A 24405-nucleotide genomic window follows, 5' to 3' on the forward strand; every position below is an offset into this window, starting at 1 on the left:
CGTTGCGGGCGCCCGCGCGGTGGCGGACCGCGTGGTTACGCTCTCGGATCATGGAGAGGGAGCTTCGCAGCGGTCAGGCCGAGTTTGCCGGCCATCGCGTCGCGTACCGTGTCGCCGGGCACGGTCCTGCTCTCGTGGTACTGAAGAATGACCGCTACTCGACGGTCTCCGTCGAACTCCGGCTCCTGTCCGACCGCTACATGGTCGTCCAGATCAGTCCGCTGGGCTTCGGCCGCAGCGACCGCCCACGCGACTACCCACGTGCCGGCATCCACGAGCATGTCCTCTCGGTTCTCGACCACGAGGAGGTCGACCGGTTCGCCGTCTGGGGTTATTCGCAGTGCGGCGCGATGGCCGCCGCGGTCGCGCAGGCGACCCCGCGCACCGCGGCGATGGTCACCGGGGGCTTCTCGCTCGTCGACGGCGGGCCGACGGACGCCCGGCTGGCCCGCATGGATCGCGAACAACGCGTGCCTGTCGCACCGCGGGCGTTCTGGCACTGGCGCAAGCGGTTCGACTGGCTCGACGAACTTGCCGCGATGCCGTGCCCCAGACTGCTCTATGTGGGAAGGGAGGATCGTCCGGCCGCCCTCGGCATCCGGGGTTCCCGCGATGCCCTGACCGAACGCGGCGTCGACGTCATCGAGTTCGACGGACTCGACCACCGGACCTGCGAACGTGAGCCTGCCCTGTCCACCCGGGTCGTGCCGACCGTCGTCGACTGGTTCGACGAGTGCGTCGGGACCACCTGGTGACCTTCCGGACCGTTGTCGGTCGGCGGTCGGGTTCTGCCGGGGAGAAGGTCTCGCGGGCACCTCGGCGGGATTGCGTGGCTCGGTCGCGGTGACACTCCGCGAGGAGGGAGGGTGACACGGTGGACGAGCGCGAATGGCTGACAGGGCGGTTCGAGGAGCATCGGCCCCGCCTGCGAGCGGTGGCCTACCGGATGCTCGGCTCGGTCTCGGAGGCCGATGACGCCGTCCAGGACGCCTGGCTGCGCGCCGACCGCGCCGACACGAGCGGCGTGGAGAACCTCGGCGGGTGGCTGACCACGGTGGTGGCGCGCGTGTGCCTCGACCGGTTGCGCTCCCGCGAACAGCGGCGCGAGGAGCCCCTCGAGGTGGACGTGCACGTGCCCGACCCGATCGTCAGCCACGAGAACGGCGTCGACCCCGAGCACGAAGCGTTGCTCGCCGATGCGGTCGGTCTGGCCCTGCTGGTGGTGCTCGAGACGCTGAGGCCGGCCGAGCGGCTCGCGTTCGTCCTGCACGACATGTTCGCCGTGCCGTTCGAGGAGATCGCCCCGATGATCGAACGCACACCGGCCACGGCGAGGCAGCTCGCGAGCCGGGCCCGCCGCCGGGTACACGGGCAGGCACCGGCTCCCGACCCCGACCTCGCCCGCCAGCGCGAGGTCGTCGACGCGTTCTTCGCCGCCTCCCGCGCCGGCGATTTCGACGCGCTCCTCGCCGTTCTCGACCCCGATGTCGTCCTGCGGTCCGACGGCGGGGCCGCCCGGCCAAGCCTCACTCGCGTGCTCCACGGCGCGCGCACCGTGACCGAGCAGGCGCTGCTGGCCAGACAGCTGTCCCCGTTCGTACGACCGGCACTGATCAACGGAGTCGCCGGCGTCGTCGTCACACCGCAGGGACGGCCGCAGGTCGTCATGGCCTTCACGGTCACGGGCGGGAAGATCGTCGCCATCGACGTACTCGCCGACCCCGAACGCCTCCGCCCGCTCGACCTGTCAGTCCTCGACGCCTGATTCCGTCGTTCGGCTGACTCCGTCGTCCGGCTGGACGCCTTGGTCTTGCTGGACGCCTTGGCCTGGCTGAATCCCGTCGTACGGAAGGCGGCTCAGGCGGAGCGCTCGGGCGCGGCCGGGCGGAACCAGCCGCGCGTGGTGAGCAGGTCCAGCACGCTCGTCGCGACGGCGTCGATCTCCGTCCCGGTCGTGTCGAGTACGAGGTCGGCGTCGGTCGGGGCTTCGTACGGATCCGAGATCCCGGTGAACTCCTTGATCAGCCCCGCGCGGGCCTGTGCGTAGAGGCCCTTGCGGTCGCGGCGTTCGCACTCCTCCAGAGGCGTGGCGACGTGTACCAGCACGAACCCGCCGCCGGCGTCGCCGACCGTCCGCCGGACCTCCGCCCTGGTCGCTGCGTACGGAGCGATGGGTGCGCAGATCGCGAGCCCGCCGTGGCGGGCCACCTCCGCGGCAACGAACCCGATCCGGGCGACGTTGGCTTCCCGGTCCGCCCGGGAGAATCCGAGCCCGGCCGACAGCATGCGGCGTACGACATCACCGTCGAGCAGGGTGACCGTCCGGTCGCCGCGTTCGAGGATGAGGTCGCGGAGCCGGCGGGCGACGGTCGACTTGCCCGAGCCGGAGAGCCCGGTGAAGAACACGACGAGCCCGCGTTCGTGGAGCGGCGGGTGCTCGGCGGCGATGATCGCGGCGATGCGGTCGGGATAGCCGTCCAGGGTGTACGCACGCTCACCCGGTGCCAGCACCCGCGGCGAGTCGAGAGCGAGGTCGACGGGTTCGCCGTAGGCGGCCGCCACGAGCCGGCGTCGCCGGGCGTCCTCGTCGGCGTCGTCGCGACGGGCGAGTGGGACGGGCACGACCAGCGTCCGGCCGGGCAGTTCGCCGGCGGCGGCAGTGGTGGCGCGCACCAGCGCCGGCGGGGACAGGGACCGGGACGAGCCATGGCCGACCAGCGGCAACAGGACGGTCGTGTCGTACGCCGTCACGGACTCGGCCAGTCGCGCGAGGTCGGCCGTGGACAGGGGCGCGTCGACCGGGAACGCCGCGGCCTGGCTCCCCGTCAGGACGTCGCGCAGGTCGGCAGGTGTGCGGTGCAGGTGGCGGAACACGCCGTCCTCGCGCGGGGCCAGCGGTGCGACGGACCCGGTGATGACCTGGCCACCCGCCGCCGTTTCCCGGCAGCTGGCGACCGTGAGCCGCGCGACCGGCGTGCCCTCCACATCGGTGAGGTCCACCAGACCGGAAGGCGGGACGGTGATGTCGTCGGGAACGGCGACAGAGACGTCTGGCAGTACGCCGTCGAGGGCGAGTGCGAGGTCGTCGTACTCCGCGGGCGAAGGCGCCCACTGCGGCACGTCGGTGTTGTCCATCGGGCGAGATCACGTCTCCAGGATCAGCGTGACGGGGCCGTCGTTGACCAGCGACACGTCCATGTGAGCCCCGAACCGACCGGTCTCGACGGAGGCGCCCAGCTCGCGCAGGGCGGTGCAGAAGTGGTCGACCAACGGCTCGGCGACCTCGCCGGGCGCGGCGAGCGACCAGGACGGACGGCGGCCCTTGCGCGTGTCCGCGTACAGCGTGAACTGGCTCACCACCAACAGCGGCGCCCCGATGTCGGCGCAGGACTGTTCCCCGTCAAGGATCCGCAGTCCCCAGATCTTGGCGGCCAGCTTCTCGGCCTGGGCCGCCGTGTCCGCGTGGGTCGCACCCACGAGGACGACGAGGCCCGGCTTGTCGATCGCGCCGACGATCTCGCCGTCGACCGCGACGCTGGCGCGGGAGACCCGCTGTACGACCGCACGCATGCGCCCCATTCTTGCCCGGCCCATTTGTCAGAGGTATCTGGCCCTCCCGGGGTCCCCGCGGTCTCGGGGTGGTGTGACGAGATACCTCTGACACGTCGGCGGTGGCGACCGGCCAGGGAGGATGTCCACTGGGAGGATGCGGACATGGCAAGCCCGAGCCCTACCCGCGAGACGTTGATCACGGTGGCGCCGACCGGTGCGGAGACCAGCAAGGACGCCTGCCCCGACCTGCCGACCACGCTGCCCGAGCTGGTCGAGACGGCCCAGCGCTGTGAAAGCGCCGGGGCCGCCATGATCCACGTCCACGTCCGCGACGCGGACCACCGGTCCACGCTGGACCTCGGCCGGTTGCGCCGATGCGTCGCCGCGCTCCGGGCCGAGACCGATCTCGTCATCCAGCTCTCGACCGGCGGCGCCGTCACCGACTCCTACGCCGACCGGCTGCGCGTCCTCGACGCCGAACCCGACTCGTGCTCGCTCACGATGGGCACCGTCAACTTCGGCGACGACGTGTTCTCCAATCCGTGGCCGTTCGTCGTGGAGTTGTACGAACTGACGCAGGCCCGGGGCGTCGTGCCCGAGTTCGAACTGTTCGACCTGGGTCATGTGGCGGCGCTGCACCGGCTGCTCGACACGTGCGGCCCGCCGTTCGGCGGCAGGGTGCACTGCGACTTCGTGATGGGCGTGCCAGGGGGGATGCCGGGCGACGCGGCGACGCTGACAGCCGCCGTCCAGGCGCTACCTCACACCGTGACCTCGTGGTCGGCCACCGGCATCGGTCGTACGACATTGCCGGTCGCGCTGGCCGCGCTCAGCTGCGGCGGACACCTGCGAGTCGGCATGGAGGACACGCTGAGCTTCGCGAAAGGGCGTCCGGTCCGCCACAACGCCGAACTGGTCGAGCGGGCCGCGACTCTCGCGATGGTTGCGCAACGCCCGCCGATGCCGCCGGGTGGAGCCCGGGAACTGCTCGGCCTCGCGTCCGCGGAGGTTGGCCAGTAGGTTCGGCAGACGTGCCTGCGATGAGTGCGCCCCACGGGACCGAGCCAGCCGAGCCAGCCGACACCGGGCCAGCCGACACCGGGCCAGCCGGCACCGGGCCAGCCGACACCGGAGCTGCCGGTGCCTCTCCCGTCGTCGCCGAGGTTGTCCGCTCAGGATTCGTCGAGTGCCGGCATCGCGGGTCGGTTGTCGCCCTTGCCGCTGACGGTTCGGTGGAGTTCGCCGTCGGTGACGTGACCGGGCCGTGCTACCCGCGCTCGGCCAACAAGCCGATGCAGGCGACGGCCATGCTGCGCGCCGGCCTCGACCTCGACGGCGAACTGCTCGCGTTGGCGACCGCAAGCCACTCCGGCGAGGCGTTCCACGCCGACGGTGTACGACGGATCCTCCATGGCGTGGGCCTCACCGAGGCCGCCCTGCGGTGCCCGCCCAGCTGGCCGATCGACACCGACACCCTGCACGCCCGCATTGCCGCCGGCGAGCGACCCGACCGGGCCACGATGAACTGCTCCGGCAAGCACGCCGGCATGCTCGCCGCCTGCGTCAGCGCCGGCTGGCCGGTGGAGACCTACCTCGATCCGGCCCATCCCCTCCAGGTCATGATCCGCGAGACGGTCGAGGACCTGGCGGCCGAGAAGGTCGCGCACACCGGCGTCGACGGGTGCGGCGCGCCGCTCTTCGCACTGAGTCTGACCGGACTGGCGAGGGCGTTCCGCACGATGGTGCTGGCGCCGCCCGACACACCGGAGGGCCGCGTCGTCGCCGCCGTCCGCGCGCACCCGAGGTGGACCAGCGGGACCGCCCGAGACGAGTCGGCGCTGATCGCCGCGGTTCCCGGGCTCTTCGCCAAGAGCGGGGCGGAGGGGTGCTACGCGGCCGTACTGGACGACGGCCGCGCGGTGACCCTGAAGATCGACGACGGCGGCCAGCGGGCCCGTCCGGTGGTGATGGCGGCGGCCCTGCGCCGGCTTGGCGTCTCGGGTTCCGTCATCGACGAACAGCTCGCGCCCGAGGTCCGCGGAGGTGGCATGGCCGTAGGTGAGATCCGCAGTGTCGGCATCTGAACGCCGATGACCTGATCCGGAATCCGCCGACCCGGGTGAAGCCGCTAATTGTCAGACGTCCTCGCGGTTTCGCCAGGGGTCCTGGGCGGGGAAGTCGGGAGCAGGACAGCTGAGCCATTTACCCAAGAGCAGTTCCAGTGCAGAGGCAGAAGTTGCTGTCGGCTTGCGCTTGCTAACTTTTGCAAGCACAATGGCGGCATGAAGGTCCGGTCCATCAGCACGCTCGGTGACTATCTCCGGGAACAGCGCCGCAACGCGGAGCTCTCCCTGCGACAGCTCGCCGATCTCGCTGGCGTATCCAACCCGTATCTCAGCCAGATCGAGCGCGGGTTGCGAAGGCCCTCAGCCGAAGTTCTTCAGCAACTCGCCAAGGCGCTGCGGGTTTCGGCGGAGGTGCTCTACGTGCGGGCAGGACTGCTCGATCCGGCCGAGGAGGAGGGCCTAGACGATCGTGCCGTCGAAACGGCCATCCGCTCGGACCCCTATCTCTCCGTACGCCAGAAGCGGGTACTGCTCGACATCTATTCGTCGTTTCGCCGCGAGGCCGACGAGGAAGAGATCAGTGAGCCGGAACGCGCGTGAGCACCACCCGGAACCGGGCCGTACGACACGCCCGACAGGAGGACTAATCCATGCCCCGTAACACCCGCAAGTCTTCGACCGAGCCCAACCCGCTCTACGCGATCGCCGGTGCCGGCGACCTCGCGGTGGAGAAGATCCGCGAGATCTCCAAGATCGCCACGGACAAGCTCGGCTCACTGGAGACTGCTGACCCCGCCGTCGTCTCCGACCGCGTCCAGGAGCGCATCGAAGAGCGCGCTGACGCTCTCGCCATGGTCCTGCGTACCGCCTCTGATGATCTCCGCATCCAGGCGAAGGACCTGACCGAGAAGGCCCAGTCGGCCGTGCAGATGGCGCTGATCCAAGCCGGCGACACCTACGAAACGCTCAGCGAGCGCGGCAAGGGTGCCGTGATCCGGATCCGCAGCGTGCAGAACGGCAGCTCGAACGGCCGCCAGATCGCCCGCACGGGTTCGTCGTCGCGTCCGTCGGCGTCGCGGTCGAAGTCGACCACGACGCGGAAGCGTTCGACGGCCAAGCGTTCGGCGAAGCCGCGGACCGCCGCGAGCAGCACCGCGAAGTCGACCGCCGCCAAGTCGACTGCTGCGAAGTCCACCGCGAAGTCGGGTACGCCGAGGAAGAACTCCTCCGCACCCGCCCGCAAGGCGACCAGCTGAGCAGCACACCGTCCCCCGGCTGCGACACCTCACGGGCATGCAGGCGGCGAGGCCGTGAGGCGGACCGAGGGTGACGGGTCGGTAGGACGGTGCCGGCCCGGCCCTGAGGTCATGGCTGTCTGACAGCCGCAAACCGAACGACTCAAGCCGCTCGGCGATCAAGGGTCGACCCGCGGCACGGATCGGGCCGTCCGGACGGCACCTTCCGGGCCGTTTGCGGTTACCCTCGCTGTGTGCTGAGTCAACCGATGACCATCGTCTTCTACATCCAGGCCGCCCTCTGGATCGCTCTGCTCGTGCTGAAGGCATTCGCATTCGGCGATGTCGTCATGCGGCCGCAGGAGGCCTTCCCGGCCGCGGACAAGCAGACCAAGACGCTCTGGTTGATCCTGGTCGGCCTCGCTCTGCTCATCCATCTCATCCCCATGTTCTGGAGCCCGCTCAGCCTGCTCAACATCGCCGGCACGGTCGCGGCCGCGGTCTACGTCGTCGGCGTACGACCGGCGGTCCGTGAGGCCGGCGGTCGGCGTGGCGGGCAGAGCGACGGCCCCTACGGTCCGTGGTGACGCTGAACGAACGCCGATGACCGACTGGTCGGAATTCGACCGGCATGGGCGCACCCACCGGCTCGAGCTCACCGACGGGACGCTGCGCGAATGGGACGCTGCGCGAATGGGACGCGGTGGTACTCGCGTCCGGTGCCGACGACGGGCTCGTCCTCGACCGGTCGGCGTTCTATCCCGGCGGCGCCGTGCCCGGCGTCTCACGTCTTCGCGTCTCGCGCCTGGCCGCGGGCAGGTGCTGGACCCAGGCTTCGGGCCCGCGGGTTGGGTGGTCCGTCGTACGGGTAGCTGATCGCGTGCAGGTGTCGCGTGCGCGAGAGGTGACAGGTCATGGACCCGGGCAGCGACAGTTCGCCGCCGGACCGGCCCGACGGTCGGGCCGCTCTTCGCCGGCGGGTGGTCGCGTTCTCCTGGCTTCTGATCGGCCTGCTCGTCGCGTACGCCCTGATCATCGCGACGAGCGGCAGGCTGCTCGGGTCAGTTGCCCGCATCGTCGCCCTCGCCGTCGTACTCTTCGCCGCTCTGCGGATCCGCCACGTGAGCCGTGGCCGTACCGACGCGGTCGGTGTGATCGCCGTCGCGGCGGTCGTGATGACGGCGACGGCGAGCGTGTTCGCCGGCGGTGAACTGCTGGCGGTACTCACGGCGGCCACGACGATCATCCTCGTGGCCGTCGCCGGCAGCCTGGTGATCCACTCCCTCATGGCCAACGCCCGGGTGGATCTCGCGACCGTACTGGGCGTCCTGTGCATCTATCTCCTGATCGCGCTGGTCTTCTCGTCCGCGCACGAGTTGGGCGGTGCGTTCCTGACCGGGTACCTCGAGGGGGCCCACCGTCCGCCGACCGCGGGCGACTGCCTGTACTACAGCGTCATCACGATCACCACGGTCGGTATCGGCGACATCAGCCCCGGCACGAACCTCGCGCGGATGGTGACCGTGCTGGAGGCACTGGTCGGCCAGCTCTACATCGTTTCGGTGGTCGCCGCCGTCGTAGGCCGGTGGCGTCGCGGCACTTCGAACGGGGGCGCATAATGAAAGCTCCGAGCAGGTCCCACCATGAGCGATCCCAGCCAACGTCCCGTCACGCCACGCCAGACCGGCATCGACCTGGACCAGCCCGAACGGCCCGAGGTCGACGCCGCCCGGCTGTGGGCGGGCGGACTCGCCACGGCATTGGTGGCGGCGCTGGTCGTGGTGGTCGGGGTCTTCGTCGTCCGCGCCTTCCTGAACGTCCCCATCCTGGCGCCCCGTACGGCGAGTGATTTCGGCGATTCGAGCACCTTCACCTATGCCATGACCGCAGCCGCGGCGGCACTGCTCGCGACCGGGCTGCTCCACGCACTGCTCCTGGCGACTCCCCGGCCGACGGTGTTCTTCTCCTGGATCGTCGCCCTGGCGACGGTGGCGGCGGCCGTGGCCCCGTTCCTGCGGCCAGCGTCGCTGGAGAGCCGGCTCGTGAGCGGTGTCATCAACCTGATCGTGGGCGTGGCCATCATGTCCCTCCTCGCGAGCGTGGGCCGGTCCGCCGTGCGTACTCCGCAGCGCATGCCGCAGCAGCGGTGAGGCCGCGGGCGGCAACCGGTTGCCCACTGACCGATCCGGATTGACCGGTACGGACGGCCGGGAATGCCGTACGACCGCCCGAGGTTGTCATCTCCTGGTCGGCGGTCCGGCCGCGCAGACCCGCATGAACGGCGCTGATGAGTTCGTACGCTCATGAGGAGGTTGGTCGGGTGCACCGGATTTCGTTGCCTGGCGAGCGCAGGCGGTTGCCGCGACGGGTGGCCATGCTGAGTGTCCACACCTCTCCGCTGGACCAGCCCGGCACCGGCGACGCGGGTGGCATGAACGTCTACGTCGTCGAGCTTGCCCGTCGCCTGGCGGCCCTGGGCATCGAGGTGGAGATCTTCACCCGCGCGACGTCCAGTGACCTCCCGCCCGTGGTCGAGGCGGACGACGGCGTACGGGTGAGACACGTGGTGGCCGGGCCGTTCGAGGGGCTGTCGAAGGACGAGCTCCCGGCACAGTTGTGCGCCTTCGCCCGCGGTGTCCTCCAGACGGAGGCCGGTCACGACTTCGGGTGGTACGACCTGGTGCACTCCCACTACTGGCTGTCCGGCCAGGTGGGTGCTCTCGCCAAGGAACGCTGGGGTGTGCCGCTGGTGCACTCCATGCACACGATGGCGAAGGTCAAGAACTCCCTGCTCGCCGACGGTGACACCCCCGAACCGCGCGCGCGGATCATCGGTGAGGAGCAGGTCGTCGACGCGGCGGACTGGCTGGTCGCCAACACCGACGAGGAGGCGCGGGCGCTGACCGGCCTGTACGACGCCGACCCGCGCACGGTCGTGACGGTGAACCCGGGGGTGGACCTCGACGTGTTCCGGCCCGGCGACCGTGCCCTCGTCCGGCGGGAGCTCGGGCTGCCTGACGACGCGGTGGTGTTGGCGTTCGTGGGGCGGATCCAGCCGCTGAAGGCACCCGATGTCCTCGTGCGTGCGGCGGCCCGGCTGCTCGACGCCCGACCCGAGCTCCGGGATCGCCTTGTCGTGGCCGTGGTGGGCGGGCCGAGCGGATCGGGTACGGCGAAGCCCGACGCGTTGATCCGGTTGGCTCGTACGCTCGGCATCGCCGATGTCGTCCGGTTCGTCCCGCCGGTGCCGCAGGGCGAGCTCGCGCGGTGGTACCAGGCCGCCACGGTGGTGGCCGTTCCTTCGTACAACGAGTCGTTCGGGCTCGTTGCCCTGGAGGCCCAGGCGTGTGGCACACCGGTCGTCGCGGCGGCCACGGGCGGTCTGCTGACGGCGGTGTGCGACGGCGAGTCTGGTGTGCTGGTCGACGGGCACGATCCGGACGAGTGGGCGCGCGTCCTCGGCGAGTTGGTTGCCGACCAGGAACGGACCGCCCGCCTCGGCGAGGGAGGCGTCGCGCACGCGCAGGGCTTCGGCTGGCCGGTAACCGCCGCGCGGACCCTCGACGTCTACACCGCGGCGATCGCCGCACCGGAGGACTCGATCTCGCTCGTCGGCCGCTGAGCGGGCGCCCGGCCAAGGCGACCGACCGCCCCATCAGGTCAGGCGTAGCGACAACCCCGAGCGTGGCGCTGTCGCTCTGCCCGGATCCCGCGCCGGCTACGGTGGCGGGGTGTCTGAGCACGATCCTTCCCACGAGCCCGATGACGGTGGCGCTGGGCCGGCTGATGTCGTACGACGGGCACTTCGCGACCTCGAGCTCGGTTGGGAGGAACCTGCACCGGGCGCGATCGTCGTGACGCTTCCCGGTGAACGCAAGCTCCAGACGACCTGCGTCCTCGACGTCGGACGGCAGGCCTTGAGTGTGCACGCTTTCGTCGTACGCCGGCCCGACGAGAACCACGAAGCGGTCTACCGTTACCTGCTCGAACGCAACCTGCGGCTCTACGGCGTGGCCTTCGCCGTCGACCATCTGGGCGACATCCACCTGACCGGCAAGCTGGCCTTGACAGCGGTGACGCCGGAGGAGATCGACCGCGTGCTCGGATGTGTACTCGATGCCGCCGACTCGTCGTTCAACCACCTGCTGGAGCTGGGTTTCGCGTCGGCGATCCGGCGGGAGTGGGCCTGGCGGACCGAACGCGGGGAGTCGACGGCGAACCTCGAGGCGTTCCGCCGGCTGCAGCCCGAGGACTCCAGCCCGTAGGTACGCGGGGGCCGCGGAGAGGCGGCGTGTGGGTGGCGGCAAGGTTGTCGGTCGGACTTGGCGGTCGGGTTAGCGGTCGGACTTGGCGGTCGGGTCATGATCAACTCGGTTGCGGTGAGTGGCAAGATGGCGCGGTGGCAAATCCCCGGCGTACGCAGTGGAAGAGCAACCGAGGCGACGGACCCGGGCTCCTCCCGGCGGTTCCTCGTGGTCTGGGCCCGGATGCCGGTGCCCCCGACCTGGGGACTCTGGGCGGACTGCGGCACCTTCTCGCCGAGGCGGGGGCTCCTGCCGAGGTGGTGCGGTCGTTCGACGGCGTGACCGATCCGGGGCAGATCCTGCACCGGTTGGGCGACGCGGGGGTGCTGCCGACGCCCGAGCAGTCTCTGGCGGCCGTCCTCGAAGGGTGGAGGCCACTGCTCGGCAGGGACAGCACGGCACTGGAGGCCGAGCTGTGCGGCTTGGAGTTCCTCGCCATCGTGCGGAGTGCGGCGGTGGATCAGGCCGAGGTTCCCCTCGTGCTCGAGCAGCTGGTCTCGCAGGCGGAACGGCAGGGTAGTCCTGAGGCGCTGGCGATTCTGCGCGTGCTCGCTGTCGTGGGGCCACCACAGGTGCGAGCCGCCGCCACCGCTGGTGCCGGGCGGCTGGTCGGCGCCGGCCTCGAGGACTGTCCTTGGGTCGACCTGCTCGGCGCACCGGAGGTCGGCCCGTCTTTCGGCTACGCGGACGGCGGCCGCGAGACGCTCCTACTCACCTTCAGCTACCGCCGTGACCAGCACGCGGTGGTGGTCCTGCTCGACCACGACCTCGGTGGCGGCGTCAAGGACTGCTGGGTGACCGACCAGGTGGCCGGGCTCCGGGACGAGCACGCGAAGGCCGCGGCGCAGGACGGGCTCGCCCTCACCGACCACTCGCCCGCCCAGGCCCGGGCCATCGTCGACCGTGCGCTCGGGCAACCGCCCTGCCCCGCGGATCCCGAGCAGGTCGAGGACGTCGACACCTATCTCGACCTCCTCCGGCTGCGGGTCGCCCTGCTCCCCTAGAACGACAACTCCCCGGGCCGTACGTTGGATCGGGGCCGCCCGACGGCCGGTGGGTCTGTTTCCTGATGGTTAGTCCTGCGTACTGGCGGAGCGGTCGTCGTCGTTGAGGGTCGCGATCGTGCCCTGGGCGAGGGCACATTCGGTCGGGATGCCGGAACCGTCCACGACATGGAGCGAACATCCCACCACGGCGAGCCGGCGTCCCGCGTTGACCACCCACGCCTCGGCGACGAGCCGTTCCCCGCGCGCCGGACGGATGTAGTTGATCTTGTACTCCGCGGTCGTCACGGCCGGACCCAGCACGGACCCACCCGCGAAGGTCAGGGCGTTGTCGGCGAGGTAGCTCACCACACCACCGTGGGCGTGGCCGAACTGCTGCAGCAGCCGCGGACCGAGCGGGAGTGACAGCCGGGCCCGGCCGGGCGCGAACACCTCCAGACGCGCCTCCATCAGGACGCTGAACGGCTGCGCCCCGAGCACCTCCCGGCCCAAGGCCAGCATCGCTTCGGGATCGTCCGGGAACGCGGAGTTCGTCATGGGTCCAGTCAAGCCTTCCGGGGGTCGGGCGTCCACGCGACCGTCGGTAGAGTCGCGGCATGAGCGCAGCGCCGTACCGTCTGATTCTGCTCCGCCACGGCGAGAGCGAGTGGAACGCCAAGAACCTCTTCACCGGCTGGGTCGACATCGGCCTGTCAGCAACGGGCGAGGCGGAGGCCCGCCGCGGCGGCGAGCTGCTGCGTGAGCGCGGGATCCGGCCCGACGTGGTCCACACGTCGGTGCTTCGCCGGGCCATCCGGACGGCAGAGATCGCGTTGGCCGAATGCGACCGCGACTGGCTGCCCGTCCGCCGGAGCTGGCGGCTCAACGAGCGGCACTACGGCGCGCTGCAGGGCAAGGACAAGAAGCAGACGCTGGAGGAGTTCGGCGAAGAGCAGTTCATGACCTGGCGACGTTCCTACGACACGCCGCCCCCGCCGCTCCCCGACGACGCGGAGTTCTCCCAGGTGGGTGATCCGCGCTACGCCGATCTCCCGCCGGAGCTGATGCCGCGCACGGAGTGCCTGGCCGATGTGGTCGTCCGGATGCTGCCGTACTGGTACGACGCGATCGTCCCTGATCTGCGGGCCGGCTTGGTGGTCCTGGTGGCGGCGCACGGCAACTCGCTGCGTGCACTGGTCAAGCACCTCGACGGGATGAGCGAAGACGCCGTGGTCGGTCTCAACATCCCGACCGGGATCCCGCTGGTCTACGACCTCGACGAGTCGATGCGGCCCTTGGCGACCGGCGGCGAGTACCTCGATCCCGCCGCCGCAGCAGCGGCGATCGAGGCGGTCAAGAACCAGGGCCGCAGGTAACCCCCGTCGTCTCTTCGACGCCGCGCTCGCCCTTGGACAGACGCCGGGACCCGGTCCCGCGCGGTAAATGACCACGCTGAGTGGGTCTCTGGTAGCAGGGACGGGTGCCGATGCCTCGCGTTCGACCACTGGCATGGGCAGCGTGGTCATTCGCCGGGCGACCGCAGGGGCCCGCCTTCCCGGTGAGGAATCTCAGAATCTTCGCAAGTCTCCGCAACCGGTGATCGAGGTGAGACGTTGTCGGTCATGAGGGCCGGGGAGGGACGGGCCTCCGGGCCGGCCACGAGGTCGCGTCTGGCGGCCTGAACCCCTTCGAGGTTTACGACGTCCATCATGTGAAAGCCGGTCGCGATCACCAATGGGCGCGGTTAACCTCGATGCGTACGGACGATGCAGTCCACTTCGGCTTTCCGCCAGCTAGGTCTTTGTTCGAAACCACCAGCAGCATGAGGTGCGTGCGCGCCATGTCAGCGTCACATCGGACGCTTCGTAGGATTCCCGTCAGCCGACCCGCAGTCCATCACTACCCGCGCATTCCCGCGTACTTCTTCCCGTCGCGCCTGTGACAGGAGGTGCCTGGCGCGCGCATCCATTGAGTGGGTGTGGCGAGGTCAGGTCAGGAGCGGGGCTCGGCGGCACGTCCGCCTGACGGCACTCGTCCTTCCATCGGTTCTCAGAAGACCCGGCGATCGTTCCTAGCTTCGGCGAACTGATCGGTCCGGCCGGTTCACCATGCCAGGCGCCACGTTGTCCGAGTTCTCTCGTCCCTGGGCGAGATACCTCTGGCCATGTGGCCGGGCCGGTGGGCCGCGTCCGGAGACGCGGTGGAGAACACCTGGCGGAACGGCGATCCGTCGATGTGGAAACGTGCCCATCCACCGCACCTGACCGGCGATCTCCCTGCACACGCTCGGCTTCGGACCACTCGCTGACGGCGGGGGTGCCGCGTGCCGTGACAATCGCCTGTCCCAGATCTCCGCCGCCGTCGGCGGGAAAGAACACCGTGTTCACCTCAGGTTCCCGACCACGAACCCGCCCTAGACCCAACCTGCCCTCGCCGCGCAACCCGCACCAGCTGGCTGTGCGTACGCCGGAATCCCCAACCAATGGAGGGGAAACCGCGGGCAAGGGCTGGATGCGCTGGTTGTCTCCCTATCTCGGCCGGCACAGGCGACTTGTCGCGGTGTCCCTGATTGCCGCCACTCTCTGGACGGCGGCGCTCGTCACCGCCCCCCTCCTGCAGAAGATCGTGGTCGACGACGCGATCATCGAGCACAGCAAGCCGGTGCTGCCCTGGGTCGCCGCACTGGTGTCCATGGTGCTGCTACGTGCCGCCGCCAGCGGGTTCTGGCGCGAGGCCGGCGGGCGGCTGAGCATCCATGTCCAGAACGACATCCGTGACGACCTCTACGCCCACCTGCAGCGGCTCGACGCGGCCGCGCACGAACGCATGCAGAGCGGCCAGCTGGTCTCCCGGGTCAACTCCGACCTCGTCCTCATCCAGCAGGCGGTAGGTCTGTTGCCGCCCGTGCTCGGCACCGTGCTGCAGGTGGTGCTGGCGCTGTTCATCATGGCGACGCTCTCGCCCCTGCTGGCATTGGTGTTGTGCGGTGTCCTCGTCGCGCTTGTGGTCATCGCGCGCCGCCTGCACATGCGGGTGTACGCGGCATCATGGGACGCCCAGCAGCGCGAAGCGGACATGACGACCGTCGCCGAAGAAGCGATTACCGGCGTCCGGGTCGTGAAGGGATTCGGCCAGGAGAAGGCTGAGCACGAACGGTTCGTCGAGTCGCTCACCGGGATGTTCCGGTCCCGGGTCCGGGCGATCCGTCAGCGGGCGCCCTTGCTCGCGACGCTGCAGGCATCCCCGCTCGCCGGACAGGTCCTGGTCCTCGCCCTCGGGGGATGGCTCGCCCTCCACGGGCACGTGACGGTCGGTACGTTCTTCGCGTTCCTTGCGTACCTGGCCGATCTCAACGGTTCGGCGCGGATGCTGGCGATGGTGCTGACGCTGGTGCCTCGCGCGCGATCGGGGACGGAGCGGATCGCCGAGGTGTTCGCCGTCCAGCCGGAGGTGGACACCCGGAAGTCCGACTGTGACATCCAGGGTCGCGGTCCCCGCCGTGGCGGCATGGGGAACGGCACCGTCGTGGCGGATGCCAACGGGCCCGCGGCTGCGCGCGGAGCCGACCAGCAGGTCGCCCGACGAACGGAGGAGCCGGCCGACCAGCGCGGGGCGTTCGTGTCGTTCGACCACGTGTCGTTCACCTATCCCGACGGGCCGCGGGCGCTGGACGGGCTCTGCCTCGACGTACTCCCGGGCGAGTCGGTCGCGATCGTCGGGCCCACCGGCTCGGGCAAGTCGACGGCCCTGCAGCTCGTACCGAGGTTGCGGGACGCCAGCGCCGGCCGGGTGCTCCTCGACGGTGTCGACGTCCGCGACCTGAGCCTTCCCGAGGTGCGCCGGCGGGTCAGCATGGTCTTCGACGAGGCGATGCTGTTGTCGGGGTCGATCCGCGACAACATCGCGTACGGCCGATCGGATGCGACGGACGAGGAGGTCGAGAAGGTCGCGAAGATCGCGGCCATCCACGACTTCATCGTCGGCCTCTCCGAGGGCTACGACACCGAGGTCGGCCAGGAGGGGCTCAGCCTGTCCGGTGGGCAGCGGCAGCGGATCGCGCTCGCCCGGGCGCTGCTCGCCGACGCGGACGTGCTGGTTCTCGACGACGCGACGTCCGCGGTGGACGTGCATGTCGAACGCCGGATTCTCGATGCCATGCAGGAGATCGTCGCGGGTCGCACCGTCATCGTCGTGGCCTACCGTGAGTCGACCGTCCAACTGGCCGACCGGGTGGTGCTCGTCGACGGCGGCAAGGTCGTCGACGAGGGTACGCACGACGAGTTGGTGGAGCGGTCGAGTCTCTACCGGGCGCTGATGTCGGAGATGCCGGACCACGCCGACCAGGACACCGAGCCGCGTCAACCCGAGCTTGCCGACGGCGAGGCGGCCGTGACTGCGCACGCATGGCAGCCGGCCGAGCAGCAGGTCGATCCCGTTCGGGCAAGGGTCGGCGATCCTGTCTCGCCCGAGCTCCTCGCGGCGCTCGCCCAGCTGCCGGTCGCCACCGAACGCCCCGGCATCGACGTCCTGCACGAGTCGACCCGCCACGAAGGGTTCAAGCTGTGGCAGATGGTGCGTCCGCAGCGCTGGCCGATCCTGTTCGGGCTCGCGCTGCTGCTCGTCGACGCGCTCGCCGTCCTCGCCGGTCCGCTCCTGGTGCAGAACGGCCTGGAACAGGCGCTCGACAACAAGTCGTTGACGTTCCTGTTCCTCACCTGCGGCGTGTTCGGCATCGTCGCGCTGATCTCCGGTTGCGACGTCTGGGCAACCCACCTGGTGACGTCACGGACGACCGAACGCATTCTGTACGCCTTGCGGATAAGGCTCTTCGCCCATCTGCAGCGGCTCGGGATGGACTACTACGACCGTACGCATGCCGGCCGGATCATGACCCGGCTCACCTCCGACGTCAACGCCGTCGCGGAGCTGATCCAGGCGGGACTCACCAACGCGCTCGTCGCGATCGTGACGTTCACCGGGATGACCGTGGTGTTGCTGGTGCTCAACCCGACGCTGGCGTTGGTGGTGTTGGCGGTGATCCCGCCGGCGACCATCGCGACGATCAAGTACCGCCGCATCGTCGGTCCGGCGTACGAAAGAGCACGGGAACTCAACTCCGCGCTCAACACCTATCTGCACGAGACGCTCGCCGTGCTGCCGGTGACACAGGCCTTCCGGCGTGAGGCGGCGAACCTCGCGCACTTCCGGGGTCTTGCCAACCAGCAGTACGACGCGCGGGCGACGAGCAACCGCGCCACCGCCGCGTACGTCGCGTTCATCGAGGTGCTGGCCGGACTCACCGTGGCGGCGACGCTGCTCGTCGGGTGGCGGCTCATCTCGGCGGGTGAGCTGGAGGTGGCGGAGTTGCTGCCGTTCCTGCTGTACCTTGCGCTCGCGTTCGCGCCGATCCAGCAGATGGCGACGGTCTTCGACGTGTACCAGCGGGCGAAGACCGGGGTCACCAGGATCTCCGCCCTGCTCGCCGAGGAGGTCAGCGTGCCGCGGCCGGAGCAGCCGGAGGAGGTCGGTGAACTCACGGGCGACATCGAGCTGCGGGGGGTCACCCTGCAGTACAACGGCACCCGCAAGCCCGCCCTGCGTTCGGCGGATCTGCGGATCGGTGCTGGCGAACGGGTCGCCTTCGTCGGCCAGACCGGTGCCGGCAAGTCGACGATCGCCAAGGTGATCACCCGGTTCTACGACGCGACCGACGGGCAGGTCGAGGTCGACGGTACGCCGGTGACGCGGTTCGACCCGTCGGCCTACCGGCAGTCGATCGGCTACGTACCGCAGGAACCGTTCCTGTTCTCGCGGACCATTCGCGACAACATCGCCTACGGAACGCCGGACGCTTCCGACGAACTCGTGGAGGCGGCCGCCCGGGCCGTCGGCGCGCACGAGTTCATCGCGCAGCTGGACGGTGGTTACCTGCACGAGGTGCAGGAGCGGGGCAAGTCCCTGTCGGCCGGGCAGCGGCAGCTGCTCTGTCTGGCCCGCGCGCTGGTGCTGGATCCGCGGGTGCTGGTGCTCGACGAGGCGACGTCCCACCTGGACCTCAAGTCCGAACGCCGGGTGGAGCAGGCGATGCGCAGCGCGGCGGCCGGTCGTACGACGATCGTCATCGCCCACCGACCGCAGACCCTGCGGTGGGTGGACCGGGTGGTCACCGTGCACGACGGCCAGGTCATCGCCGACCAGGACACGGCCGACTTCCAGTCCACCCGCCTCGCCGCCGTGTCGTAACGACGCCAGGACCGGCGTCTTCTTGTCGGAGGTATCTCGTCTTCAGGGTGAGGTACCTCCGACAAGCCTCGCCGGGGGTCCTGGTGCTCGACGCGGCGCCGAGGACCGACGGTGGTGCTGAGGCGGACGGGGTGCTGAGGGCAGACGGTGGTGCTGAGGGCGGATGGGGGCCGAGGCCCGAAGCGTCCTAGAGGGCGCGGACGAACTTCTGTGAGTCGAGGATGCCCATCCCGGTCTCGTCGCAGACCAGCCGGATGGCCTCGGTCTCGCGGCCGACGACGCGTAGGGCGCGGGCACGTTCGGCGAGGTCCGGGGTCCCGGTCGTCGCGGGCGGCCCCTGGTGCGGCTGGTCAGCCTCGACCGGCACGTGCTGGCCTTCGGCGGAAGGCGGACGGTGGCCACGCTGGATCGCCTCGGCGAGGGACTTCGCCTCCGCGAGGCCGAGGCCGGTCGCCACTCGGAGTTCCTTGATCGCCATGATCTTCTTGTTCTGGAGCAGCAGCCGGAGCACGGTGTCCAGGGCCGCCGGCTCGACCGGAACCGACAGCACGTCACGTGCCTTCGGACGCTTCCGCCAGGAAAAGACCCCCACCAGGAAGCAGATGACCACGATGCCGAGGAAGATCAGTACGCCGTCCACGGGAGGATGCTAGCGACCTTCCTGCCCGGCCGATTCCGCCCAGTGCGGGTCGCCTTCACACGAGGTGGCGAGGCCGTTCAGGGGGTTCGTGCGGGCACGTCGCCGGTGACGAGGTAGATCACCCGGCGGGCCATCGAGACCGAGTGGTCGGCGATCCGTTCGTAGTAGCGCCCGAGGAGCGCGATGTCGACGGCAGCGGCCACTCCGTGCGGCCACGACGCGTCGAGCATCTTCGTGAACAGCTCCCGCCGCAGCTGGTCCATCTCGTCGTCTTCGCCCACCAGGTCGACCGCGCGGGCCACGTCGGAGCCGCGCACCGTGGCGGAGACCTTGCCCACCATGCGTTCGGCGACAGCACCCATCCGAGCGATGGTCTCCTTGAGCTCGTCCGGGATCGCGCACTCCGGGTAACGCATCCTGGCGATCTTCGCGACGTGCTCGGCCAGGTCGCCCATGCGCTCGAGGTCGGCGACCATCCGCAGCGCCGCGACGAGGGCGCGGAGGTCGCTCGCCACCGGCTGCTGGAGCGCCAGCTGCTCGAACGTCTGTTCCTCCACGAGCGCCTGGAGCCGGTCGATCTCCGTGTCGGCCGCGATCACCTTCTCGGCCTTCCGGGCGTCGGCCTCGAGGAGCGCGGCGGTGCCCTCGCGGACCGCCGTCTCCACCAGTCCCGCCATCTGGACGAGCCGATCGTTCAGGTGCTGGAGTTGCTCGTGGAATGCCTCGCGCATGCCGAACACCGTAAGTGATAGCGGGTCACCGAGCGAACGACCAGCCTGAACACGCGGTGAACTCTGGCCGTCGGACCGGTGCCCCACCCGGCTGGGGAGGCGCACTTCCCCGCGGGCCGCCTACCATCGGGAGCTGTGGACGCGACACTTGCCGCCCTGCTCGGTGGCCTGGTCGGCCTTGCCATCGGTGGTGTGGCCGCGTTCTCGTTCCGATTCTCCGAACGCGCCCAGGCCCGTGCCCCCGAGCGTCCTGATCCTCCCATTCCGCCCGATGTGGCCAAGGTCCTCGCGGTTCTGCGTTCGGCCGCGGTCGTGGTCGGCCCGCAGGACGACGTACGCCATGCCAGTGCCCCCGCGCGGTCTTTCGGACTGGTCCGGGGCACCCGGATCGTGACCGGGGAACTGCTCGACCTCGTACGCAAAGTCCGCAGGGATGGCGAAATCCGGCAGTGTGACATGGAGATTCCGCGTGGCCGGTTCGGCCACAACGTCCTGTCCGTCTCCGCCCGGGTCGCCCCGGTGGGCAGCGAGCTGATCCTGATCCTGGTCGAGGACCACACCAAGGAACGCCGAATCGACTCCATCCGCCGCGACTTCGTAGCCAACGTGAGCCACGAGCTCAAGACCCCCATCGGCGCCCTGACCCTGCTGGCGGAGGCCGTCCAGCACGCGGCCGACGACCCGGACGCCGTACACCGGTTCGCCGGTCGGATGCAGATCGAGAGCGACCGGCTGACCCGGCTGGTCCAGCAGATCATCGAGCTGTCCCGGGTCCAGGCCGACGACCCGGTGGAGGAAGCCGCGGCCATAGCGCTCGACGACGTCGTCGACGCCGCCCTCGACCGGTGCCGGGTCGACGCCCAGGCCAAGCACATCGAGCTTGTCCATGCCGGCGTTCGCGACCTCCACGTCTCCGGCAGCATGCAGCAGTTGGTGATCGCGGTCGGCAACCTCGTCGAGAACGCGGTCGGCTACAGCCCGGAACACTCCCGGGTCGTCGTCGACGTCCGCCACAGCGCACCGGACGACCATGATCCGGAAGGCTCGGCCGGTTTCGTGGAGCTCGCCGTGAGCGACCAGGGCGTGGGCATCCCGCAGCAGGAGCTCGACCGGGTGTTCGAACGCTTCTACCGGGTCGACCGGGCACGGAGCCGGGCAACCGGTGGTACGGGGCTTGGCCTGTCCATCGTCAAGCACGTCGCCGCCAGCCACGGTGGTGCCATCGCGGTCTGGAGTGTCGAGGGCGAAGGCTCGACCTTCACGATCCGGCTGCCGCTGCGCGGCGACACCGCCACGAGCGGCGACTCTGGCATGACCGGGACGCTGCTGCCGGCGCAGGCCGCCCAGCCCGAGCCCCAGTCCGAGTCCCCACCCAAGCCCCAGTCCGAGGCAACTGACGTACGCCAGAAGGAGGCAACCCGGTGACTCGTGTTCTCGTCGTCGAAGACGAGGAGAGCTACAGCGATGCGCTCTCGTACATGCTTCGCAAAGAAGGTTTCGAGGTCGCGCTCGCCGGTGACGGCATCGTCGCGATCGAGGAGTTCGAGCGCGGTGGTGCCGACATCGTGCTGCTCGACCTGATGCTGCCGGGGGTGCCGGGCACCGAGGTGTGTCGGGAGCTGCGGCGCCGTTCCAACGTCCCGGTGATCATGGTGACCGCGAAGGACACCGAGGTCGACAAGGTGGTGGGCCTCGAGCTGGGCGCCGACGACTACGTGACGAAACCGTTCAGCCCGCGGGAGCTGGTCGCGCGGATCCGCGCGGTCCTCCGCCGCGGCACGGAGGTCGGCGAGATCATCCAGGCCGTGCTCGAAGGTGGGCCGGTACGCATGGACGTCGAGCGGCACGTCGTCACGGTCGGCGGTGGGGACGTACGCCTGCCGTTGAAGGAGTTCGAGCTGCTGGAGATGTTCCTTCGCAACACCGGACGGGTGCTGACCCGGGGCCAGCTCATCGACCGGGTGTGGGGCGCTGACTACGTGGGCGACACGAAGACGCTCGACGTCCATGTGAAGCGGCTGCGGGCCAAGATCGAGCCGGACCCGTCGGCGCCCCGGCACCTGGTGACGGTGCGGGGGCTCGGCTACAAGTTCGAGGTCTAGCCGATCCGGCCGCGTTCCACGGTCGGACGGCTTGCCAGAGGGCTGCTGGCTTGCTAGGGAGTCGCTGGCTTCGACGGCGCCGGCACCGTGGCGAACGGCCCCTCACGGCTCACCACGAGGACGTTGAGTGTCACCGTTCCCGCCCGTCGGAAGTCGAACGTCAGCGGCACGACCACACCGGCCCGTACGGCTCGCCCGGACAGCGTGGCGGGCGTCGCCTTCCCCTGACTGGTGTCGACGCCCAGCACGCGGATACCCCGGCCCCGCAGCGGCAGGGGGGACCGGCCGAGCGCGGTCCGGCCGCCACGGAACCGTACGGTCTCCAGCGCGTCGTCGACGGAGCTCTGGTTGAGGATCGTGCCGACGAGCGTGGCGCTCCCGTCGACCGCCGAGACGGCGACGACGCCCCGGAGTCGGAGTCCGTCGGTGTCGGCGTGCACCCCTTGGCCCGGTGTGTATGGGTCCTGCGTCTCCGCTCCGATGCTGGCTTCGCAACCGGCGAGCGCGAGCGCGGGCAGGATCACGGCGATCAGGGCGGCGGCGGCCAGGCTACGGCCCGGGCCAGGACGGCTGCTTCTTGCTGACTGCACGGTGGCGCTCCCCCTCGTCGGCTCGCACCCGGAGCGCTCGCCAGCGTATCGGGGAAACACCGGCGTGGACCGGAGCTGATCCCGGCGCGCCCACGCTCAGTCGCGGTGTTTTCACGGAACGAACGCACGCCGCGCCCGCGCCCGGAACTCCCTGGGGGAGAGGCCCTCGGCCTGTCGGAAGCGGCGGGTGAAGTACGACTGGCTGGCGAAGCCGCACCGGTGGGCGATCTCGGTCACCGTGAGGTCCGTCGTGGCGAGCCAGGTGCAGGCGCGTTCGAGCCGGAGGTCGGAGACGAACCGGGTCGGCGACGTGTCGTAGTGCCCGCGCATCGTGCGGGACAGGTGCGCCGGGCTCACCCCCGCCAGTTCGAGCAGCCGGGGTACGCCGCCGCGAAGGTTGGACTCCCGTCGCATGGCGGCGCGGGCGCGCACCAGCCAGCCTGGTCGGGTGCCGGGATCGAGGTCACCGCTCTCGCCGTCACCAACCCCGCCGCCGCTGCCGGCTCCCATGGCGCCGCCGGCACAGAGGAGATCGACGACGTCGGACCAGAAACGTACGAGGTCGCGCATCGTCGGCGCGTCATGGAAGCGGGCGAGCGCCCGGTCGAACGACGTACGCATCACCGTCGCCTGCTCGCCGGTCAGGGACACGAGGGGCGGTTGTGCCCGCCGGTCCCACGCGCCGTACGGATCGGCGTGGCTGAGGTCGACGAACGCCCGCCAGGCGTCGGCGGGAAAGGCGACGTTGACGAACCCCAGCCCACCAGAGGCCCGGCCGGCGATGGCGTGCTCGTCGTGTGGCCGGATGAGAACGATGTCACCCGACGCGAGCGGTTGTGTCCCGGTCTCGAGGTGCTGTTCGCCGCGGCCGTCGACCACGCCCATGAGCTCGTAGAAGTCCGCGTGCCGGTGCGGGCCGGTCAGTGCCGCCCGCGGCCCCAGCCGGACGTGTGCGGCGTGGTAGGGCCGGCCGAGGGCGTGGGCCTCGAAGCGGAGCACGGTCGAGGCTGGCATATCAAGAGATTACATATTTCTGCACGATGAGTGCTATCGGTCGGCTTTCGGTCGCCCGACGATGAAGGTCACGACTCGAGGAGGGATGTGCCGATGAGCCTCCAGGCGACCGAAGATCACGAGATCATCCAGCGGTACGACGAGACCGGCTACGCCATCTTCCGCAAGGTCATCGACGCGGATCTGATCAACGAAGTACACGCCCACGTCGACTGGCTGCAGGCCCGCAATCCCGAGTTGCGCCCCGAGAACCTCGGCCACGTGCTCATGCGCGACGACCCGTTCTGGGTACGCCTCATCGCAGACGACAGGTTGCTCGACATCGCCCAGATGTTCATCGGCCCGGACATCGCGTTGTTCGCCTCGCACTACATCTGCAAGCCGGCGTACTCCGGCCAGCCCGTGCTCTGGCACCAGGACGGTGCCTTCTGGCCGCTGGAACCCATGCAGGTGGTGACGTTGTGGCTCGCGGCCGACCCGTCCACGCCGGAGAACGGATGCGTACGCCTCGTGCCGGGAACCCACAAGCTCGACGTGGCGGGCATGCGCGACAACACCGAGGTGGAAAGCGTTCTGGGCAAGGAGATCGCGGTCGACATCGACGAGGACGCGGCCGTGGACGTGATCCTCGAACCAGGTGACGTCGAGGTCCACCATCCGCACATCGTCCATGGGAGCAACGCGAACACGTCGCCGCATCGCCGGTGCGGCCTCACCATCCGCTACATCCCCACCACGACAAGGATCGTGACCGATGACCCACCGTGGGCGAGCGCGTTCCACCTGCGGGGTGAGCCGGGGGTCAATCCGTACCAGCCGCGACCGCGGTACGTGGCGGGCAAGCACCTGCCGTTCGCCGGCTGTGAGGAGTGGTCGTAAGCCGACGCCGAGTCGCCGCCACGGTCGCGGCCAAGTCGGCCCGCGAGACCGTGACGGAGCCGTCAC

At 69.9% G+C, this 24405-nt stretch carries 24 protein-coding genes; 17 read left to right on the forward strand and 7 right to left on the reverse strand.

The window, feature by feature from the left end; genetic code table 11:
• Positions 1-50 precede the first annotated feature (50 nt).
• Together ABN034_RS21135 and sigJ are read left to right on the forward strand one after the other, a co-directional pair.
• The gene (locus ABN034_RS21135) at positions 51-755 is read left to right on the forward strand and encodes an alpha/beta fold hydrolase (RefSeq protein WP_349692724.1); all 705 of its coding nucleotides are present in this window, start codon (positions 51-53) and stop codon (positions 753-755) included.
• 119 nt (positions 756-874) lie between these two features.
• Positions 875-1765 (forward strand): RNA polymerase sigma factor SigJ, encoded by an 891-nt coding sequence (gene sigJ, locus ABN034_RS21140; RefSeq protein ID WP_349692725.1) that lies wholly within the window; start codon positions 875-877, stop codon positions 1763-1765.
• A 92-nt stretch (positions 1766-1857) separates the two neighbouring features.
• Here sigJ and cysC read toward each other — a convergent pair whose 3' ends face one another.
• Positions 1858-3135, reverse strand: coding sequence for an adenylyl-sulfate kinase (cysC, locus tag ABN034_RS21145; RefSeq protein WP_349692726.1), 1278 nt, complete (start codon positions 3133-3135; stop codon positions 1858-1860).
• A 9-nt stretch (positions 3136-3144) separates the two neighbouring features.
• Positions 3145-3570 (reverse strand): D-aminoacyl-tRNA deacylase, encoded by a 426-nt coding sequence (gene dtd, locus ABN034_RS21150; protein WP_349692727.1) that lies wholly within the window; start codon positions 3568-3570, stop codon positions 3145-3147.
• Between the two features lie 144 nt (positions 3571-3714).
• Between dtd and ABN034_RS21155 the strand changes: the two genes are divergently transcribed.
• The 10 genes from ABN034_RS21155 to ABN034_RS21200 all read left to right on the forward strand — a co-directional run bounded on the left by ABN034_RS21155 (position 3715) and on the right by ABN034_RS21200 (position 12161).
• Positions 3715-4572 carry a beta-keto acid cleavage family enzyme gene (locus ABN034_RS21155; RefSeq protein WP_349692728.1) on the forward strand — a complete coding sequence of 286 codons (858 nt, stop codon included), beginning with the start codon at positions 3715-3717 and terminating at the stop codon, positions 4570-4572.
• A gap of 20 nt (positions 4573-4592) precedes the next feature.
• Entirely contained in the window at positions 4593-5636 is a 1044-nt protein-coding gene (locus ABN034_RS21160; RefSeq protein ID WP_349692729.1) for an asparaginase, read from the forward strand.
• 198 nt (positions 5637-5834) lie between these two features.
• Complete coding sequence (locus tag ABN034_RS21165; RefSeq protein ID WP_349328166.1) at positions 5835-6218, forward strand: helix-turn-helix domain-containing protein; 384 nt, start codon at positions 5835-5837, stop codon at positions 6216-6218.
• Positions 6219-6268: 50 nt separating this feature from the next.
• Positions 6269-6874 carry a hypothetical protein gene (locus tag ABN034_RS21170; protein ID WP_349328165.1) on the forward strand — a complete coding sequence of 202 codons (606 nt, stop codon included), beginning with the start codon at positions 6269-6271 and terminating at the stop codon, positions 6872-6874.
• Between the two features lie 233 nt (positions 6875-7107).
• Positions 7108-7440 carry a DUF2516 family protein gene (locus tag ABN034_RS21175; RefSeq protein WP_349692730.1) on the forward strand — a complete coding sequence of 111 codons (333 nt, stop codon included), beginning with the start codon at positions 7108-7110 and terminating at the stop codon, positions 7438-7440.
• A 327-nt stretch (positions 7441-7767) separates the two neighbouring features.
• A complete protein-coding gene (locus tag ABN034_RS21180; RefSeq protein ID WP_349692731.1) occupies positions 7768-8472 on the forward strand; it encodes a potassium channel family protein in 705 nt (234 codons plus the stop codon).
• Between the two features lie 24 nt (positions 8473-8496).
• Positions 8497-9003: a DUF6069 family protein gene (locus tag ABN034_RS21185; RefSeq protein WP_349692732.1), complete on the forward strand. Its 507-nt coding sequence runs from the start codon at positions 8497-8499 to the stop codon at positions 9001-9003.
• A gap of 224 nt (positions 9004-9227) precedes the next feature.
• Positions 9228-10475, forward strand: coding sequence for a D-inositol-3-phosphate glycosyltransferase (gene mshA, locus ABN034_RS21190; protein WP_349692891.1), 1248 nt, complete (start codon positions 9228-9230; stop codon positions 10473-10475).
• A gap of 109 nt (positions 10476-10584) precedes the next feature.
• Positions 10585-11118, forward strand: coding sequence for a type III secretion system chaperone family protein (locus ABN034_RS21195; RefSeq protein WP_349692733.1), 534 nt, complete (start codon positions 10585-10587; stop codon positions 11116-11118).
• Positions 11119-11252: 134 nt separating this feature from the next.
• Entirely contained in the window at positions 11253-12161 is a 909-nt protein-coding gene (locus ABN034_RS21200) for a hypothetical protein (RefSeq protein ID WP_349692734.1), read from the forward strand.
• Positions 12162-12230: 69 nt separating this feature from the next.
• On the opposite strand, the gene ABN034_RS21205 is transcribed toward ABN034_RS21200, so the two are convergent.
• A complete protein-coding gene (locus tag ABN034_RS21205) occupies positions 12231-12698 on the reverse strand; it encodes a PaaI family thioesterase (RefSeq protein ID WP_349692735.1) in 468 nt (155 codons plus the stop codon).
• A 59-nt stretch (positions 12699-12757) separates the two neighbouring features.
• Between ABN034_RS21205 and ABN034_RS21210 the strand changes: the two genes are divergently transcribed.
• On the forward strand, positions 12758-13516 hold the full coding sequence (locus tag ABN034_RS21210; RefSeq protein WP_349692736.1) for a phosphoglyceromutase: 759 nt from the start codon (positions 12758-12760) through the stop codon (positions 13514-13516).
• A gap of 1135 nt (positions 13517-14651) precedes the next feature.
• Complete coding sequence (locus ABN034_RS21215) at positions 14652-18383, forward strand: ABC transporter ATP-binding protein (protein ID WP_349692737.1); 3732 nt, start codon at positions 14652-14654, stop codon at positions 18381-18383.
• 187 nt (positions 18384-18570) lie between these two features.
• Here the strand turns inward: ABN034_RS21215 and ABN034_RS21220 are convergent, their stop codons facing one another.
• Together ABN034_RS21220 and phoU are read right to left on the reverse strand one after the other, a co-directional pair.
• Positions 18571-19023, reverse strand: coding sequence for a ribosomal protein L7/L12 (locus ABN034_RS21220; protein ID WP_349692738.1), 453 nt, complete (start codon positions 19021-19023; stop codon positions 18571-18573).
• 77 nt (positions 19024-19100) lie between these two features.
• Positions 19101-19754: a phosphate signaling complex protein PhoU gene (gene phoU / locus ABN034_RS21225; protein WP_349692739.1), complete on the reverse strand. Its 654-nt coding sequence runs from the start codon at positions 19752-19754 to the stop codon at positions 19101-19103.
• A gap of 135 nt (positions 19755-19889) precedes the next feature.
• Between phoU and ABN034_RS21230 the strand changes: the two genes are divergently transcribed.
• Both ABN034_RS21230 and ABN034_RS21235 read left to right on the forward strand, forming a co-directional pair.
• Positions 19890-21179 (forward strand): sensor histidine kinase, encoded by a 1290-nt coding sequence (locus tag ABN034_RS21230; protein WP_349692740.1) that lies wholly within the window; start codon positions 19890-19892, stop codon positions 21177-21179.
• Positions 21176-21856, forward strand: a complete 681-nt coding sequence (locus ABN034_RS21235; protein ID WP_349692741.1) for a response regulator — start codon at positions 21176-21178, stop codon at positions 21854-21856. The genes ABN034_RS21230 and ABN034_RS21235 overlap by 4 nt, the downstream gene beginning before the upstream one ends.
• A gap of 53 nt (positions 21857-21909) precedes the next feature.
• On the opposite strand, the gene ABN034_RS21240 is transcribed toward ABN034_RS21235, so the two are convergent.
• Both ABN034_RS21240 and ABN034_RS21245 read right to left on the reverse strand, forming a co-directional pair.
• Complete coding sequence (locus ABN034_RS21240) at positions 21910-22446, reverse strand: hypothetical protein (RefSeq protein WP_349692742.1); 537 nt, start codon at positions 22444-22446, stop codon at positions 21910-21912.
• Positions 22447-22557: 111 nt separating this feature from the next.
• A complete protein-coding gene (locus tag ABN034_RS21245; protein WP_349692743.1) occupies positions 22558-23460 on the reverse strand; it encodes a helix-turn-helix domain-containing protein in 903 nt (300 codons plus the stop codon).
• A gap of 93 nt (positions 23461-23553) precedes the next feature.
• Between ABN034_RS21245 and ABN034_RS21250 the strand changes: the two genes are divergently transcribed.
• The gene (locus tag ABN034_RS21250) at positions 23554-24339 is read left to right on the forward strand and encodes a phytanoyl-CoA dioxygenase family protein (RefSeq protein ID WP_349692744.1); all 786 of its coding nucleotides are present in this window, start codon (positions 23554-23556) and stop codon (positions 24337-24339) included.
• Positions 24340-24405 lie beyond the last annotated feature (66 nt).

It is taken from the genome of Actinopolymorpha sp. B11F2 (assembly GCF_040195635.1).
In the GTDB taxonomy this organism is placed as follows: Bacteria; Actinomycetota; Actinomycetes; order Propionibacteriales; family Actinopolymorphaceae; genus Thermasporomyces.